This is a genomic window from Photobacterium sp. OFAV2-7, assembly GCF_022347985.1.
In the GTDB taxonomy this organism is placed as follows: Bacteria; Pseudomonadota; Gammaproteobacteria; order Enterobacterales; family Vibrionaceae; genus Photobacterium.
Window position 1 is genome coordinate 41,494 of sequence record NZ_JAKRFQ010000003.1, and the last position, 16,695, is coordinate 58,188.

Annotated in this window: 14 protein-coding genes; 6 read left to right on the forward strand and 8 right to left on the reverse strand. The window is 52.9% G+C overall.

From position 1 onward, the window contains the following. Positions 1 to 16: 16 nt before the first annotated feature. Entirely contained in the window at positions 17 to 544 is a 528-nt protein-coding gene (ftnA, locus tag MHN01_RS00890) for a non-heme ferritin (protein ID WP_075763272.1), read from the reverse strand. A gap of 219 nt (positions 545 to 763) precedes the next feature. Between ftnA and MHN01_RS00895 the strand changes: the two genes are divergently transcribed. Together MHN01_RS00895 and MHN01_RS00900 are read left to right on the forward strand one after the other, a co-directional pair. Continuing rightward, on the forward strand, positions 764 to 1,186 hold the full coding sequence (locus MHN01_RS00895) for a universal stress protein (protein ID WP_239409613.1): 423 nt from the start codon (positions 764 to 766) through the stop codon (positions 1,184 to 1,186). Between the two features lie 144 nt (positions 1,187 to 1,330). Continuing rightward, positions 1,331 to 2,203 (forward strand): carboxylate/amino acid/amine transporter, encoded by an 873-nt coding sequence (locus MHN01_RS00900; protein ID WP_239409614.1) that lies wholly within the window; start codon positions 1,331 to 1,333, stop codon positions 2,201 to 2,203. Positions 2,204 to 2,294: 91 nt separating this feature from the next. Here MHN01_RS00900 and fre read toward each other — a convergent pair whose 3' ends face one another. The 6 genes from fre to trxA form a co-directional block, all read right to left on the reverse strand. After that, positions 2,295 to 3,005, reverse strand: a complete 711-nt coding sequence (gene fre, locus MHN01_RS00905; protein WP_239409615.1) for an NAD(P)H-flavin reductase — start codon at positions 3,003 to 3,005, stop codon at positions 2,295 to 2,297. Between the two features lie 9 nt (positions 3,006 to 3,014). Next, complete coding sequence (locus tag MHN01_RS00910) at positions 3,015 to 3,278, reverse strand: 2Fe-2S iron-sulfur cluster-binding protein (RefSeq protein WP_075763276.1); 264 nt, start codon at positions 3,276 to 3,278, stop codon at positions 3,015 to 3,017. 50 nt (positions 3,279 to 3,328) lie between these two features. After that, positions 3,329 to 5,188 (reverse strand): 4-hydroxy-3-polyprenylbenzoate decarboxylase, encoded by a 1,860-nt coding sequence (gene ubiD, locus MHN01_RS00915; RefSeq protein ID WP_239409616.1) that lies wholly within the window; start codon positions 5,186 to 5,188, stop codon positions 3,329 to 3,331. Positions 5,189 to 5,325: 137 nt separating this feature from the next. Beyond that, the gene (locus MHN01_RS00920; RefSeq protein WP_239409617.1) at positions 5,326 to 6,321 is read right to left on the reverse strand and encodes a hypothetical protein; all 996 of its coding nucleotides are present in this window, start codon (positions 6,319 to 6,321) and stop codon (positions 5,326 to 5,328) included. A gap of 232 nt (positions 6,322 to 6,553) precedes the next feature. Then, a complete protein-coding gene (gene rho / locus MHN01_RS00925) occupies positions 6,554 to 7,816 on the reverse strand; it encodes a transcription termination factor Rho (protein ID WP_075763278.1) in 1,263 nt (420 codons plus the stop codon). Between the two features lie 198 nt (positions 7,817 to 8,014). Continuing rightward, positions 8,015 to 8,341 (reverse strand): thioredoxin TrxA, encoded by a 327-nt coding sequence (gene trxA, locus MHN01_RS00930; RefSeq protein WP_075763279.1) that lies wholly within the window; start codon positions 8,339 to 8,341, stop codon positions 8,015 to 8,017. A gap of 113 nt (positions 8,342 to 8,454) precedes the next feature. On the opposite strand from trxA, the gene rhlB reads away from it, so the two are divergent. Both rhlB and gppA read left to right on the forward strand, forming a co-directional pair. Continuing rightward, positions 8,455 to 9,756 carry an ATP-dependent RNA helicase RhlB gene (rhlB, locus tag MHN01_RS00935; protein ID WP_239409618.1) on the forward strand — a complete coding sequence of 434 codons (1,302 nt, stop codon included), beginning with the start codon at positions 8,455 to 8,457 and terminating at the stop codon, positions 9,754 to 9,756. A gap of 9 nt (positions 9,757 to 9,765) precedes the next feature. Continuing rightward, a complete protein-coding gene (gene gppA / locus MHN01_RS00940) occupies positions 9,766 to 11,256 on the forward strand; it encodes a guanosine-5'-triphosphate,3'-diphosphate diphosphatase (RefSeq protein ID WP_239409619.1) in 1,491 nt (496 codons plus the stop codon). A 60-nt stretch (positions 11,257 to 11,316) separates the two neighbouring features. Here gppA and prlC read toward each other — a convergent pair whose 3' ends face one another. Further along, a complete protein-coding gene (gene prlC / locus MHN01_RS00945) occupies positions 11,317 to 13,359 on the reverse strand; it encodes an oligopeptidase A (RefSeq protein WP_239409620.1) in 2,043 nt (680 codons plus the stop codon). A gap of 217 nt (positions 13,360 to 13,576) precedes the next feature. Here prlC and MHN01_RS00950 point away from each other — a divergent pair, with 217 nt between their 5' ends. Both MHN01_RS00950 and gorA read left to right on the forward strand, forming a co-directional pair. Then, positions 13,577 to 14,416, forward strand: a complete 840-nt coding sequence (locus MHN01_RS00950) for a 23S rRNA (adenine(2030)-N(6))-methyltransferase RlmJ (RefSeq protein ID WP_239409621.1) — start codon at positions 13,577 to 13,579, stop codon at positions 14,414 to 14,416. 170 nt (positions 14,417 to 14,586) lie between these two features. After that, the gene (gene gorA / locus MHN01_RS00955; RefSeq protein WP_239409622.1) at positions 14,587 to 15,942 is read left to right on the forward strand and encodes a glutathione-disulfide reductase; all 1,356 of its coding nucleotides are present in this window, start codon (positions 14,587 to 14,589) and stop codon (positions 15,940 to 15,942) included. Positions 15,943 to 16,695: the final 753 nt, after the last annotated feature.

Consider the following 16,695-nt stretch of genomic DNA (forward strand, 5'->3'; position numbering starts at 1 on the left):
ACGCCCTCGGCCATTGTTAGCCAGCCTGAGTATCCATTACCGATGTAGACTCAGCTTTTGCCATCGCGGCAAGATCTTTATCGATGAAGAACAATGCCTTACCGTCTTCACCCACCAGCTCAATCTTATCCAGAATACCTTTAAACAGTTTCTCTTCTTCGTGTTGTTCTGCAACATACCACTGCAAGAAGTTAAAGGTAGAGTAGTCCTGGGTCGTAAACGCGACATGAGCGAGTTTGTTAATTTTGTCAGTGATTAGCTGCTCGTGCTCATAGGTTTCGCGGAATACATCTCCCAGCGATGAGAACTCGTGCTTAGGCGCTTCAATCGCACCCAGGATTGGCATGGCACCCGTTTCACTCACGTAAGTGAATAGACGCTGCATATGTTCCATTTCTTCGACAGCATGGGCGCGCAGAAACTCAGCCGCACCTTCAAAGCCCTTATCCTCACACCAGGCACTCATCTGCAGGTAGAGGTTAGAGGAAAAGAACTCCAAGTTGATTTGCTCATTAAGTTTTTCAACCATAGCGTGAGCTAACATCGCACTACTCCTATCTATTCTAGTGTATACCAATCTCATCGATCGGTTTGAAATCGCCGATAACCCATTGTCACAATGCATAATTGAGAATGCAACTCAAAGGAATCCATTTATCGCGCTCACCTTGCTTCCAGGCCTATCAGGATGGGATCTGGCCGATATTTTTCCGTTATACTCAGTGCTAGCATGGAAAAAAACATATGATAAGGAGTTCACTGTATGGCGTACAAACATATTCTGGTCGCAATCGACCTCTCAGATGACAGCTACACACTGATAAGCAAGGCTGCCCAGTTAGCCAAGTCACTTGATGCCAAACTATCCCTTATCCACATTGATGTGAACTATGCCGAGCTCTATACCGGGCTGATTGATATCAACCTGTCCGAGGCCCAGCACCGCATGGCCGACGACGCCCAGAAACAACTGCAGTCCCTGGCAACCAAGGCCAATTATCCGGTCTCCCATACTCTGGTCGGCAGCGGCGATCTGAGCGACGAAATTTGCCACGCCATCAATGATATCGACGTAGAGTTGGTGGTGTGCGGCCACCATCAGGATTTCTGGAGCAAGATACTGTCTTCTGCCAAGCAGCTGATCAACCACACCCCGGTCGATTTGCTGATGGTACCGCTAAAATAATCGCCATCGTTCCCTCTCTTTTACCCGAGTGCTCACGACGTGTGGGCACTCCGGACCTAATCCCACACAAATTGGCGATATTTCATTCCGCGGCAATCAGTTACACTACCGGCATTATTCAATGAAACTTCGTTACTTATTCATATGGGATATCTATCTGCTATCACCCTGCTGTGGGCATTTTCCTTTAGCCTGATCGGCGTTTACCTAGCTGGCCAGGTTGATGCCTGGTTTTCCGTGTTGACCCGAGTGGCCTTTGCGGCACTGGTCTTTTTACCTTTTCTGCGCAAGAAGCACCTCCACCCTAAACTGGCCGTCAAGCTGATGGTTGTCGGAGCCTTCCAGCTCGGATTGATGTACTGCTTCTACTACCAGTCCTTCCTGTACCTCAGCGTGCCAGAAGTCCTGCTGTTTACCATCTTTACCCCTATTTATGTCACCCTGATCTACGATCTGCTGCACCGACAATTCTCAGCCTGGTACCTGATCACCGCCGCTATTGCCGTTTTGGGCGCAGCAGTCATCAAGTTTGAAGGGATTAATGAGAACTTCATTATCGGCTTTTTCATCGTACAGGGCGCCAATCTGTGTTTTGCCATCGGTCAGGTCGGCTACAAGCGCACCATGGAGCAGGAAAAGGCCGAACTGCCGCAACATACCGTATTCGGGCAGTTCTACCTCGGGGCAATTTGCGTTGCCCTACCGATGTTCCTGTTGTTTGGCAACCTCGACAAGCTGCCGACCACCAACACCCAGTGGGGCATTCTTGTCTACCTGGGTATCATCGCGTCCGGTCTGGGCTATTTCATCTGGAACAAGGGCGCCACCCTGGTCAATGCCGGTGCCCTGGCGATTATGAACAATGCGCTAGTTCCGGCCGGGCTTATCGTCAATATCGTCATCTGGAACCGCGATGTCGACTACCCGCGCCTGATCATCGGCGGGCTCATTATCATGGCCTCATTGTGGGTCAACGAGACCTGGGTAAAACGTAAGGTTGAACTGGCGAGGATCTAGCGCCCGTATTCAGCGCCTCGATTTAAGTAACACCCACTAAAAAGGCGAGACACCTGTCTCGCCTTTCTTGTGACGGGATTTTGCCCTGGCGTTAGATAAAGGCAAACGCGTCGGCAAACATACGATCGCGCTCGGCGCCTTTCTCTGCCGTAAACTGCTCTCGCGCAGCTCCGGCCATCTCAAAGCGACCACACAGGTAGATGTCGTAAGCCGACAGGCTGATAAAGTCATTGTCGACCGCTTCCAGCACATTGCCTACCTTGCCCTGCCAGTTCTCCGGGGCAGTTTCGACCACAGGCACATACGTCAGGTTGCTGTGTTCCTTAGCCAGCGCCTCAAGCTCATCATGTGCATACAGCTGACAGGCATCACGGCCGCCCCAGTAGACGAAAATTGGCTGACTCACACCGCGGCTCAGGCAGTTATCCAGAATACTGCGCACGTAAGAGAATCCGGTACCACCGGCAATCATCAACAACGGCTTGTCGCTGTCTTCGCGTACCCAGGCCTCGCCATGCGGGGCTTCAATCTCGAAGGATTGGCCATTTTCAAGCGCAGCCTTCATCGCATCAACCACTTCAATCGCATACGGGTTATGCTCGGCAGCGCCAATATGCAGTTCCAGTTCGCCCTCACGGCACGGGCTGCTGGCAATAGAAAACGGACGCTTGTCTTTCTCGCCCATCACGGCCAACAGGTACTGACCCGCTTTGAATTCAAGTTTTTGCTCTGGCTGAAGCAGAATACGGTAGGTATTGCACGCGAGCGATTCAACTGACTTTACTTCACATTTAATAGACATTGTTTTCCTCTAGTCTAACTCTAATACCAAGTCACTTTTGGCTGTGGCCTGACAGGTAAAGATCCAACCTTCGGCTTGCTCTTTCTCAGTAAGCATAGGCTCAAGCTGGTAACTTATCTCGCCAGATAGCTTGCGACACAGACACATGGCACATGCCCCGACCTGACACCGGTTAGGAAAAGCGACACCTGCGTTGAGCGCAGCCTGCAAGACAGTTTCCCGCTCATCGGCAGTAAACGTAATATCATGAGGCAACAGGCGTACTTGGTGCATATTATTACTCTCAAAGCGGCTAACTCCCGCTAGCCACTCATTTTCTTGGGTTATTTCAGAATACCCAGCTCATCCCAGATAGCATCGACTCTGGCAACGATTTCCGGGTCTTTGCTGATAGAGGTCCCCCACTCGCGATCCGTCTCGTCCGGCAGCTTATTGGTGGCATCCATCCCCATTCTCGAGCCTGAAGGCACGCTGTCGATAAGCAAAGTATCACGGCTTGGATCCATCCGGGTCGTGACCGCCCAGATGACATCATTCCAATCACGAACATTGACATCATCATCGCAGGCTATCACGAAGCGGGGATCGGTAAACTTTTCCAACAATGCCCAGACACCATCCATAACTCGCAGGGCCTGACCGGCCGTCTCTTTGCGAAGACTCACGATAGCCATTTTGCTGACATCGGCTTCCGGCGGCAGATAGACATCGACGATCTCAGGATACTCCTGCATTAAAGCGGTGATACCCGCTTCGATATCGAAACTGCCATCAAACGGACGCTGTTCTGCAGACGAGTTAGCCGCTTCGGCCTCCCATTTGATGGTGGCATCCAGTCCCATTTTCGAGCCGAGACCGACTACCGGCGAGGCAAAGTCCAGCGAGTCGATCGGAGTATGCTCGATCATCACCGTATCACGCGCCGGCTCCATACGGGTCGTCATCGCCTGAATCACACTGCTCCAATCCCGGGCGTTGACATCCTCGTCGCAGACAATCACAAACTTGGTATACATGAACTGGCGCAGGAACGACCACACACCCATCATCACCCGTTTGGCATGCCCCGGGTACTGCTTCTTCATGGTAACGACCGCCATCCGGTATGAACACCCTTCCGGTGGCAGGTAGAAATCAACAATTTCCGGGAACTGCTTTTGCAAGATAGGCACAAACACTTCGTTCAGTGCCACCCCCAGTACCGCGGGCTCGTCGGGCGGACGACCGGTATAGGTACTGTGGTAAATAGGGTCATTACGCATTGTAACGTGCGTGATCGTGAACACGTGGTGACGCTCGACCTCGTTGTAGTAACCGGTGTGATCGCCATACGGCCCCTCATCGGCAAATTCATCAGGATCGATGTAGCCTTCCAGCACAATCTCGGCACTGGCCGGCACTTCCAGATCATTGCTGATGCTTTTCACCACTTCTGTTTTGCTGCCCCGCAGCAAGCCGGCAAAGGCGTACTCAGACAAGGTATCAGGTACCGGGGTCACCGCGCCCAGAATGGTAGCCGGATCAGCCCCGAAGGCCACGGATACCGGGAAAGGCTTACCGGGGTGCGCTTCCATCCAGTCACGCAGATCCAGCGCCCCGCCACGATGGGCCAGCCAGCGCATGATGATCTTGTTCTTGCCCAGCTTTTGCTGGCGGTAAATCCCCAGGTTCTGGCGTTTCTTGTTCGGCCCCCGGGTCACCGTCAGCCCCCAGGTCAGTAACGGGGCAACGTCACCCGGCCAGCAGCTCATCACAGGAATTTTATCCAGATCCACTGCATCGCCTTCCCAAACCACCTGCTGGCAAGGCGCTTTGCGTAGCCGTTTGGCCGGCATATTCAACACTTGCCTGAACACAGGAAGCTTATCGATGGCATCACGAAATCCGCGTGGCGGCTCAGGCTCTTTCAGGTAGGCCAGCAACTTGCCGACTTCACGCAGCTCTTTGACATCCTGCCGGCCCATTCCCATCGCCACCCGCCCGGGGGTGCCGAACAGGTTGCCCAATACCGGCATGCTATAGCCAACCGGGTTTTCAAACAGCAAGGCCGGACCGCCGGCACGTAGCGTACGGTCACAAATTTCTGTGATTTCCTGATCCGGATCGACAGGCTGCTTAATTCGCTTCAGCTGGCCGATTTGCTCCAGATACGCAATATAGTCTCGCAGATCTTTGAATTTCATAGGCTCAATGCTATCCACTATCCAAAAGGCATCAAATCCCGATCTGGTCACCTTACCAGCCGGGATCTGCAATTAAAGTGGCAACATTATAACGAGTTGTTAACTTGAACACACTGGAAAATCAGTGAACTGGGGTATCAGGGCAATTTCGCCATCGCTGCCTTGAAGTTGTTTTTGACCACTTGGTTGCGGCTGTCAGAAGCCAGTTTTTCCAGCCACTGCACGTAACCTTGCTGAGCCAGCTCATAAGCCACCATCTCGCCGTCATCCACTTCATCCAGCTTCTCTCGCAGAAACTCCCTGGCCTCAACCGGCAGAGGTTTGAGAGTCACGAGGGCTTTGTAGGCGACAGGCTTCAGGGAAGGGTTCATCGTTGCGGCCATCAATTGCTTAACCGCGGCCGGTGCAGGAGCCAAATCGGCCAGCCGGTTCACCTCTGCCAGGCTATATCGGTCCGTTCGGCGAAGCCATAACAGGTGATACATTTGCTCGTCACCGGAAACCGCCGCCAACCGGGCGATAACCCCATTATCCGGCAGCCACATCAGCTTGCTGTCAGAGGTAAACTGACTCACCAACTGCGCGACCGCTTGCTCGGAAAGCTCCGGAAGGTGTTTCAGAAAGAGATCCCGGCGTTTCTTCTGGCTGCGCAAATCCCCGGTCAGCCAGTTAGACAATACCAAGTCGCCAGACTCGGCATCACGAACCATCTCCTGCGCCAGTAAGATCTGCTGCCACTCCATCACCAGGCTACGAGCCTGGGCACCATAATGAAAGGCTGACTGGGTAACAAGGTAGCCATCACCCTGCTCAACCACGGTAAAGGCAGGCTTTCGCTCAGCCTGCGCCTGGAGCCAGGTGGCCTTTGCCTGATCCAGCTCGCCGCTATCGAGCGCATGCTGCACCAGCTGGGCACGCACCGCCTCCTGCTGCAGCAGGGCCAGTTGGGAAAGATTAAACTCCAGAGCGCGAAAGTCACTCCGGTCATAGAGGGTTGTCAGGGCCGCTACCCGGGTTTGTACCTGGGGCGAAGCAGCCACCTGTTTCACTTCCTGCTTCGAAACTTCAACGGCGGCGGCAGGTTTCAGGCCGCTCGCCAGAAGTAACAACAGCATGCACCATCCTTGTCGCATGTCACCTCCTCACGGTGAAGAACGCATTCCTTGCTAGGCGCTGCAGCCTGCTCACCTTCCTGGTGCACAATCAGCTGCGAAGCCAGCGCCTACAGTACCTCAATACAGTGATCAGCATCCACAATGAAATGTAATCGAATACTGTTTGATAGGATTATGCAGGATCTCTGCCCAATAAAAAACGCCACACAAGGTGGCGTTTCAGAAAACTGTGAGTTAGGCAGCTAAATTATTACTTCTGACGGCGCATCGCGTCAAAGAACTCGTCGTTGGTCTTGGTCATCGACAGTTTGTCGATCAAGAATTCCATGCTGTCTGTTTCACTCATCGGGTGAACAATCTTACGCAGGATCCACATCTTCTGTAGCTCATCCGCTTTCGCCAGTAGCTCTTCACGACGGGTGCCAGAGCGGTTGAAGTCAATCGCAGGGAAGACACGCTTCTCGGCAATCTTACGTGACAGGTGCAATTCCATGTTACCTGTACCCTTGAACTCTTCGTAGATAACTTCATCCATCTTAGAACCGGTATCAACCAGCGCGGTTGCGATGATAGTCAGGCTGCCGCCTTCCTCAACGTTACGTGCTGCACCGAAGAAGCGCTTAGGACGATGCAGGGCGTTTGCATCAACACCACCTGTCAGTACCTTACCAGATGAAGGCACCACTGTGTTGTAGGCACGCGCCAGACGGGTAATCGAGTCAAGTAGGATAACCACGTCTTTCTTGTGTTCAACCAGACGCTTCGCCTTCTCGATAACCATTTCTGCCACTTGTACGTGGCGAGATGCCGGCTCATCGAACGTAGAGGCAACCACTTCACCCTTAACCAGACGCTGCATCTCGGTCACTTCTTCCGGACGTTCGTCGATTAGCAGTACCATCAGCTCACACTCAGGGTGGTTGTAGGCAATGCTCTGGGCAATGTTCTGCAACAACATGGTTTTACCCGCTTTAGGCGGTGCCACGATGAGACCACGCTGACCTTTACCGATTGGTGACGCCAGATCAAGAACACGGGCCGTAATATCTTCCGTCGAACCGTTACCACGTTCCATACGCATACGATCATTGGCATGCAGCGGAGTCAGGTTTTCAAACAGGATCTTGTTACGGGCATTGTCAGGCTTGTCGTGGTTAACTTCGTTGACTTTCAGCAGGGCAAAATAACGCTCGCCATCTTTCGGAGGACGGATCTTCCCGGCAATGGTATCACCAGTACGTAGGTTGAATCGGCGGATTTGGCTAGGAGATACGTAGATGTCGTCAGGGCCGGCAAGGTAAGAGCTGTCTGCAGAGCGAAGGAAGCCGAAGCCATCTTGAAGGATCTCTAGAACACCATCGCCAAAAATGTCCTCACCACTTTTTGCGTGCTGCTTGAGAATAGAAAAGATGATGTCTTGTTTTCTCAAACGCGCCAGGTTTTCTAACCCTAAGCTTTCGCCAAGCGCAACCAACTTCGAAATAGGTTGGTTTTTCAGTTCTGTAAGATTCATAGTGGTGGGTTTCTTGTCAGTCAAAATCGGGGTTCTATGTTAGTTGAGATAGTGTTGACCAATGGGGCTGGTCAAGGAATGAACAAATATACAATTTACGTGCAATAAGTTAGCACTAAACACGCCATCCGTCTAGCATAGTCGGAAGTCAAACCATGCACAACCGAGAAATTGCGCACGGTTCGGGCAAGAAGCTGCTTACAGATTCGCGTCCAGGAACTCTTTAAGCTGGCTCTTCGATAGCGCACCTACCTTGGTAGCTGCCACACCGCCGTCTTTAAACAGCAGCAGTGTCGGAATACCGCGGATACCAAATTTAGGCGGCGTACCAGCATTCTGATCGATATTCAGTTTACCGATCGTCAGCTTGCCTTCGTATTCGTCCGCGATTTCGTCAAGAATTGGGGCAATCATTTTACAAGGGCCACACCATTCTGCCCAAAAATCGACTAATACAGGGCCCGCAGCGTTAATCACGTCGTTATCAAAACTTGCGTCTGTCAGCTGCACAATCTTGTCGCTCATCTTCCACTCCAATGGTTGATTTTGTTGGCTGATTTCATTTTAACCAGCAAATCGATGCTCTATTTGAATGGAATCCGTTTCGTATTGCAACCCTAAGCTGATATTCTATACGAATGAAGACGACTCACATCACAGAGCAGAAATTTGCCGACCTGGGGTTAGCCCCTCAGGTTTTACAAGGATTGGAAGCCAAAGGTTTCCATAATTGTACGCCGATCCAGGCGCTGGCATTGCCGGTAGTGCTCACCGGCCGAGACATTGCAGGTCAGGCTCAGACTGGTACAGGGAAAACCCTGGCCTTCCTGACTGCGACTTTTAACTACTTGCTGCTAAACCCGGCAGCGGAGGATCGCAAAACCAACCATCCCCGTGCCATCATTATGGCACCTACACGCGAACTGGCAATCCAGATTTACAACGATGCCAAACCGTTGCTTGAAAGCACTGGCCTGAAAGCCGGTCTTGCCTATGGCGGTGAAGCGTACGAAAAGCAGCAAAAAACACTGGAAGCCGGTGTGGATATCCTGATCGGTACCTGTGGCCGTATCATCGATTTCTACAAACAGCGCGTGATTGATCTGCGCTCGATTCAGGTTGTTGTACTTGACGAAGCCGACCGTATGTTCGATCTGGGCTTTATCAAAGACATTCGCTTCTTGTTCCGTCGTATGCCGGCACCAAAGGCACGCCTGAACATGCTGTTCTCGGCTACCTTGTCATACCGGGTAAAAGAGCTGGCGTTTGAGCATATGAACAATCCTGAAAGCGTGATTGTCGAGCCAGAGCAAAAGACAGGACACCGAATTCAGGAAGAACTGTTCTATCCGTCAAATCAGGACAAAATGTGTCTGCTACAGACCCTGATTGAAGAAGAGTGGCCAGATCGTGCCATCATTTTTGCCAACACCAAACACCGCTGTGAAGATATCTGGGCGCATCTGGCAGCCGACAAGCACCGCGTAGGCCTGCTGACCGGCGATGTACCGCAGAAAAAACGTGTCCGTATTCTGGAGCAGTTCACCCAGGGTGAAGTGGATATCCTGGTTGCAACCGATGTCGCCGCCCGAGGCCTTCATATCCCTCAGGTAACGCACGTATTCAACTACGATCTGCCTGACGATGCAGAAGATTATGTCCACCGTATTGGCCGTACAGGCCGTGCCGGTGCCAGCGGTCACTCAATCAGCTTTGCCTGTGAGCAATATGCGATTAACCTGCCGGCTATCGAGACCTATATCGAGCATGCGATCCCGCTATCCAAATACGATGGCGATGCCCTGCTGGACGATTTGCCAGCGCCGGTAAGCATCCCGCGTTCACCACGCCAGGGCGGAAACCGTCGCAATAATTCATCTCGTCAGGGCCAGTCGCGCCAACGTAACCGTCGCCGCCCGCAGCACCAAAAACAACAGTAAGATATGTCTATGGAAAGAACAGTATCACCTCTGTACGCCGCGATAGATTTGGGGTCGAACAGTTTTCATATGTGGATTGTGCGGGAAGTCACCGGCAGTGTGCAGACACTGGCCAAGATCAAGCGCAAGGTCCGCCTCGCTGCAGGTCTCAACAGCCAGAACGAGCTGAGTGAAGAAGCCATGCAGCGCGGATGGGACTGCCTGAGCCTGTTTGCAGAAAGACTGCAGGACATCCCCGACGACAACATCCGCATCGTCGGCACAGCTGCGCTGCGTACGGCCATAAACTCAGATACTTTTCTTTCTCAGGCCAAAGATATTCTTGGCCATAGCATCGAAATCATTCCCGGTGAGGAAGAAGCCAGGATTATCTACCAGGGGGTCGCCCACACCTCAGGCGGGTGCGGCAAACGCCTGGTAGTTGATATCGGCGGTGCCAGCACCGAGGTTATTATCGGTGAAGGTTTTGACGCCAGTGCCCTAACCAGCCTGAAGATCGGCTGTGTTACCTGGCTAGAGCGCTACTTCAAAGATCGTTACCTGACGGCAGAAAACTTCGACGCGGCAATCAACGCGGCAAAACAGGCGATTGAGCCAATCGTCGAGTCCTACCACGAGCTAGGCTGGGACACCTGTGTCGGGGCCAGCGGTACCGTTCAGGCACTGCAGGAAATCATGCTGGCCCAGGGGATGGATGAAATCATCACCCTGCAGAAACTCAAGCGTATGCAGCGTCAGGCCATGCAATACGAACGCCTGGAAGATCTAGATATCGAAGGACTGACCCTGGAGCGCGCCCTGGTGTTCCCTAGCGGTCTGTCAATCCTGATAGCGATTTTCGAGTCACTGAATATCCAGTCGATGACCCTGGCCGGCGGTGCCCTGCGTGAAGGTATGGTTTACGAGATGATGAGCCAGATGCGCCATCATGATGTTCGTGAACGCACCTTATTGAGCCTTCAGTCACGCTTCCAGCTCGATAGCCAGCATGCCGATGCCGTTGCTCATATAGCCCTATCGCTCCTTGGCAGCTGCGAGCAGGCATGGCAGCTAGAGCCACAGGCCAAATACCTGCTCAATGCCAGTGCCACCCTGCACGAGATTGGTACCAGTATCGAGTTCAAGAAAAGTGGTGACCACGCCGCCTACCTCATCAACAACATCGATCTACCCGGTTTTACCCGCGCCCAGAAGCACCTGATCGCCGAGCTGCTACGCCGCTTCCGTGAACAACTTACCAGTTTACCGGAACAGCATGCCCTCTCGGCCCAAAGTGCTGCACGGATCCTGCGCCTGCTACGTCTGGCCGTGATCCTGTGTCACCGTCGCGACCATAACCACCAGCCACCGTTTACCCTGGCCGTCGATGACAACACATTGACCCTGACTCTGCCTGCACGTTGGCTCGGCACCAACCCGCTGACCAAGGCAGAGTTACAGCAAGAAGCGGTTCGCCAGACAGACATGGGCTGGCCGCTGGTTATTGACGAAAGCGAGTAAAACCACACAGCAACAAACCGTTCGATCAAAAAAGGCTCCCCAGGGAGCCTTTTTTATTTATTATCCGGTGATGCCAGAATGACGGAGTAAAGCATCAATCTTCGGCTCCCGACCACGGAAGCGCTTGAACAATGCCATTGGCTCCTCGCTGCCGCCACGCTCGAGAATACAGTCAAGGAAATCGGCACCGGTCTCGGTGTTGAAAATCCCCTCTTCCTCGAAGCGCGAGTAGGCATCAGACGACAACACCTCAGCCCATAGGTAGCTGTAGTACCCGGCGCTGTAGCCACCGGCAAAGATATGGCTAAAGCTGTTCGGGAAGCGGCCCCATTCCGGACTTGGCACAACCGATACCCGTGATTTGATATCTGCAAGAGTATCCAGCACCTGAGCACCGACTTCCGGATCGTAGTTGGTATACAGGGTAAAATCGAACAGGCCGAACTCCAGCTGGCGCAGGATGCCCATTGCCGACTGGAAGTTTTTAGCTTCCAGCATCTTGTCCAGCAGCTCTTTCGGCAGAGGCTCGCCGCTCTCATAATGACCGGAGATAAAGGCCAGCGCTTCTTCTTCCCAGCACCAGTTTTCCAGGAACTGACTTGGCAGCTCAACCGCATCCCACGGCACGCCGTTGATACCGGATACAGCAGGCGCATCGACCTGGGTCAGCATATGGTGAATACCATGGCCCGTCTCGTGGAACAGGGTGACTACCTCGTCATGGGTAAACAAGGCTGGCTTGTCGCCAATCGGCTTGTTGAAGTTACAGGTCAGGTAGGCCACCGGCTTTTGCAGGCTGCCGTCGGTACAGGTACGGCGGACAATGCACTCGTCCATCCACGCTCCGCCACGTTTGTGCTCGCGGGCATAGAGATCCAGATAGAAGCTGCCACGCAGCTCGCCCGACCCATCGAAGATATCGTAGAAGGCCACGCTATCATCCCAGACATCCACGCCGTCACGCGGTTTTACATCCATGCCGAAGACACGCTTCAGGACCTCGAACAGGCCCGAGACCACCTTGTGCTCAGGGAAATACGGACGTAGCTGCTCATCTGAAATGCTGTAGCGATGCTGTTTCAGCTGCTCGGCATAATAGGCGAAATCCCAAGGTTCCAGCGTTTCGGCACCAAACTCAGCGGCGGCGTAGTCACGCAGCTCGGCGACTTCACGCTCACCCTGCGGCTTGGCGCGGGTTGCCAGGTCATTCAAGAAACCCAGGACCTGATCCGGTGTTTCCGCCATCTTGGTCGCAAGTGATTTCTCGCTATAGGTGCTAAAGCCCAGCAGTCGCGCCAACTCATGGCTCAGCTTCAGCTTCTCCGCAATGATCTCGCTATTATCCCACTTGCCGGCATTCGGGCCACGATCAGAAGCGCGGGTCACAAACGCCTCATACATTTCCTGACGCAGCTCGCGGTTCTCACAGTAGGTCATCACCGGCAGGTAAGACGGAATTTCCAGGGTAAACAAATAGCCTTTCTGATCTTTCGCCTCGGCTGCCGCCTGGGCTGCCTGCAGTGCAGACTCCGGCAGCCCGCCGAGCTCGTCGACATCAGTCACCAGTTTGCTCCAGCCCATTGTGGCATCAAGCACATTGTTGCTGAAGGTCGAGGCCAGTTCCGACAGGCGCTTGCTGATCTCGCCATAGCGGTGCTGGTCGGCCGCCGGCAGGCCGATACCCGACAGTTCGAACTCTCTTAAGGCATCTGTGATGGATTTTTGCTGCGCCTGCGTCAGCTGGTCAAAGCTCTCATCGGCTTTGATGGCCTTATACGCTTCATACAGACCTTTGTGCTGACCCACCCAGGTACCGTAGTCGGACAGAATCGGCAGGCAACTCTCATACGCCTCGCGCAGTTCGTTGCTATTTTTCACGGCATTCAGATGGCCAATTGGCGACCAGATCCGGCTCAGACGATCATCGGTTTCGGCCAGCGGGGCGCAAATCGTCTCCCAGCTTGGCGCTGCTTCATTTGCCAGTACCGACTCGACATGGGCACGGCAGTCGGCGATAGCCTGCTCAACAGCGGGCTTGATATGTTCAGGCTTGATCTGGGAGAACGGAGGCAGGTCCGTCATGGTTAATAATGGGTTCGACATGCGCTAATCCTTAATTCTTCTATCCCTTATTAGATGTGTCTTCGGGCTTGTAAATTCAATCCCTTAATCGCGGTTTGTGATCGCGCTTATCCTTTCATTTTAACGTGTAATTAACAGCCTGTACGACTAAAGATCTCACCGCTTTCTGGATATTCGCCAACAATCCGCCATAATATGCCCCCTATCCCAACACTGACTACCTGTAGAGATCTCATTCATGCTGAGCTATCGCCACAGTTTCCATGCCGGCAACCATGCCGACGTGGTCAAACACATCGTACAAAGTCTGATCCTCGATGCCCTGAAGCAAAAGGATAAGCCATTTGTCTATCACGATACCCACTCGGGCGTCGGCCGCTATGATCTGCAGGATGAACGCAGCGAGAAAACTGGTGAGTTCAGACAAGGCATTGCCCGTCTTTGGTCACGTGATGATATCCCGGCAGAAATCCAATCCTACCTTGACGCGATCAAGGTGTTGAATGACAGCGATGACCTGCGCTACTACCCGGGCTCGCCGCGCGTTGCCCGTGCGCAGCTCCGCCAGCAGGACCGCATGGTACTGACCGAGCTGCACCCGACAGACTTCCCGCTGCTGTTGCAGGAGTTTCGCAGCGATCGCCAGGTCAAAATCTACAAGGAAGACGGCTTCCAGCGACTCAAGGCCAGCCTACCGCCAAAAGAGCGCCGCGGTGTCGTGCTGATTGACCCACCTTACGAGCTCAAGCACGAGTACATGGATGTCGTCAACGCAATAGCTGAAAGCTACAAGCGCTGGGCGACCGGTACCTATGCCATCTGGTACCCGGTTGTCTATCGCGAAAATATCGATAAGATGCTGCAAGGCCTTGAAAAACTAGGTATACGCAAGATCCTGCAAATCGAGCTGGGCGTCGAGCCGGATACCACCGAACGCGGCATGACCGCCTCCGGGATGATTGTCATCAACCCGCCGTGGAAACTGGAAAGCCAGATGCAAGCCATTCTGCCCTGGCTACAGCAGGCTATTGCGCCAAGCCGTGGCCACCACACCGTGCAGTGGGTCGTACCGGAATAACCGGCTCCGGAAACGGTGATAACAGGCGGGGATCAGCCCGCCTTTATTCTTTCCCGCCATCAGTTATTACTATCCAGCCCGACTTTCTCGAACCTCCCCTCTCGTAACTCCCTGCGTTCTTGATTACACTAGGTTTAGCTAATAAATCGTAGAATTAAGCGGAGAAAGTCATGGCAAAGCATTTTGATTACATTTGTATCGGTGGCGGCAGCGGCGGTATTGCATCAGCAAACCGCGCAGCAATGCATGGCGCCAAGGTCGCGCTGATCGAAGCCAAAGCGTTGGGCGGTACCTGTGTAAACGTCGGCTGTGTACCGAAGAAAGTCATGTGGCATGGCGCGCAAATTGCCGAAGCCATGCACCTGTACGCCAAAGATTACGGCTTCGATGTCGATGTCAAAAAATTCGACTGGAGCAAACTGGTAGAAAGCCGCGAGGCGTATATCAGCCGCATTCATACCGCATACGATAATGTGCTTGGCAACAACAAGATTGAAGTGATCAATGGTTTTGCCCGCTTTGTTGATCAGAAGACCATCGAGGTAAACGGTGAGCACTATACGGCCGATCACATCCTGATTGCCGTCGGCGGCGAACCAACCATTCCTAACGTACCGGGTGCCGAGCACGGCATCGACTCCAACGGCTTCTTTGAGCTGAACGAGCAACCAAAGCGTAGTGCCGTGATCGGCGCAGGCTACATCGCCGTTGAAATCGCCGGCGTACTGAGCGCACTAGGCACCGACACCCACCTGTTCGTCCGTAAGGAGTCTCCGCTACGCAGCTTTGACCCGATGATCATCAATACGCTGGTTGAAGTGATGGATGCGGAAGGTCCGACCCTGCACACCCACTCAATTCCGAAAGAAGTGGTGAAAGAAGCAGACGGCTCTGTCACGCTACACTTCGAAAACGGCGAATCTCACAATACTGATATCCTGATCTGGGCTATCGGCCGCAACCCGACTACGGACAAAATCAACCTGGCCGCGACCGGTGTCGAGACCAATAGCCGCGGCTACATCAAGGTTGATGAGTACCAGCAGACCAATATCGACGGTATCTACTGTGTCGGCGATATCATGGAAGGCGGTATCGAGCTGACCCCGGTAGCGGTTAAAGCCGGTCGCCAGCTGTCCGAACGCCTGTTCAACGGCAAGACCAACGCCAAGATGGACTACAAGCTTGTACCGACAGTGGTCTTCAGCCACCCGCCAATCGGCACCATCGGCCTGACGGAGCCTGAAGCTATTGCCGAGTACGGTGAGGACAATATCAAAGTCTACCAGTCCGGTTTCACCGCCATGTATACAGCTGTAACCTCACACCGCCAGCCATGTAAGATGAAACTGGTATGTGCCGGTCCTGACGAGAAAGTTGTTGGCCTTCACGGCATCGGCTATACCGTTGACGAGATGATCCAGGGCTTTGGTGTGGCGATGAAGATGGGTGCAACCAAAGCAGACTTCGACAGCGTCGTGGCTATCCACCCAACAGGGTCGGAAGAGTTCGTTACCATGCGCTAAGTAACTACAGGCTAGTAGCAACTTCTGCTGGTCTATAGAAAAGTCCTCAGCGGACTAACCTACCAAGCTGGTTAGATGCCTCATCGGTGGCGCATCTAACCAGTTTTTTGTACCCGGCGGCTATCTCTGTTATCAGCTGCTGCCATACCTAGGTTCCATTAACCTAGGATGAATATCTCCCTCACCACCCATTCAACCAGCCAATGAGATCCTGTAGACACATTAATTCGCGACAGGTAAATCTCCAATGGAATGCCGCTGCACCCAGGTCGAGCGCGTCAAAAGGACTTTCTGGCAACGTTTGATCTATAAAGCCATCTATCGTTGCAGGAAATGCAACAAGGTTTTCAAGCTATAGAGGAAAATCAGGAGGTAGCTGCCTCCTGCTCTATTCACACCTTATAGCTTTCCTTTCTCATTCCCCCGACCACGACTCTATCCCACGTTTTTTATTAGTTAACACAATGCATATCTTGTCATCACAGCCTGAATGCAACTAACTGCAAACATGCCATTTGACAGAATAAAAGTGAATAAATACACATTAAACACCGCAAAGTATTCCATTTATTAACTAAAAACTGTAACCTTTCACCACCTGATTATGGATGATCAGTGAATATTTATTCCGATAGGTATAAAGCAGTTATTTACTCCCAATCAATACAGTTAGTTAAAGGTCGAGTATGCAGGATCAGGCGATAGCAACATCATCCAGAAACAAAGCCACATGGCTTATGTTTCTTCTCCCTT

What these genes read in the sequence shown, in the direction of transcription:
- ftnA (WP_075763272.1), bottom strand. Translation starts at nt 544, where the DNA reads ATGTTAGCTCACGCTATGGTTGAAAAACTTAATGAGCAAATCAACTTG.
- trxA (WP_075763279.1), bottom strand. Translation starts at nt 8,341, where the DNA reads ATGAGCGACAAGATTGTGCAGCTGACAGACGCAAGTTTTGATAACGAC.
- MHN01_RS00950 (WP_239409621.1), top strand. Translation starts at nt 13,577, where the DNA reads ATGCTGAGCTATCGCCACAGTTTCCATGCCGGCAACCATGCCGACGTG.
- fre (WP_239409615.1), bottom strand. Translation starts at nt 3,005, where the DNA reads ATGTCTATTAAATGTGAAGTAAAGTCAGTTGAATCGCTCGCGTGCAAT.
- prlC (WP_239409620.1), bottom strand. Translation starts at nt 13,359, where the DNA reads ATGTCGAACCCATTATTAACCATGACGGACCTGCCTCCGTTCTCCCAG.
- rhlB (WP_239409618.1), top strand. Translation starts at nt 8,455, where the DNA reads ATGAAGACGACTCACATCACAGAGCAGAAATTTGCCGACCTGGGGTTA.
- ubiD (WP_239409616.1), bottom strand. Translation starts at nt 5,188, where the DNA reads ATGAAATTCAAAGATCTGCGAGACTATATTGCGTATCTGGAGCAAATC.
- MHN01_RS00900 (WP_239409614.1), top strand. Translation starts at nt 1,331, where the DNA reads ATGGGATATCTATCTGCTATCACCCTGCTGTGGGCATTTTCCTTTAGC.
- MHN01_RS00910 (WP_075763276.1), bottom strand. Translation starts at nt 3,278, where the DNA reads ATGCACCAAGTACGCCTGTTGCCTCATGATATTACGTTTACTGCCGAT.
- MHN01_RS00920 (WP_239409617.1), bottom strand. Translation starts at nt 6,321, where the DNA reads ATGCGACAAGGATGGTGCATGCTGTTGTTACTTCTGGCGAGCGGCCTG.
- MHN01_RS00895 (WP_239409613.1), top strand. Translation starts at nt 764, where the DNA reads ATGGCGTACAAACATATTCTGGTCGCAATCGACCTCTCAGATGACAGC.
- gorA (WP_239409622.1), top strand. Translation starts at nt 14,587, where the DNA reads ATGGCAAAGCATTTTGATTACATTTGTATCGGTGGCGGCAGCGGCGGT.
- rho (WP_075763278.1), bottom strand. Translation starts at nt 7,816, where the DNA reads ATGAATCTTACAGAACTGAAAAACCAACCTATTTCGAAGTTGGTTGCG.
- gppA (WP_239409619.1), top strand. Translation starts at nt 9,766, where the DNA reads ATGGAAAGAACAGTATCACCTCTGTACGCCGCGATAGATTTGGGGTCG.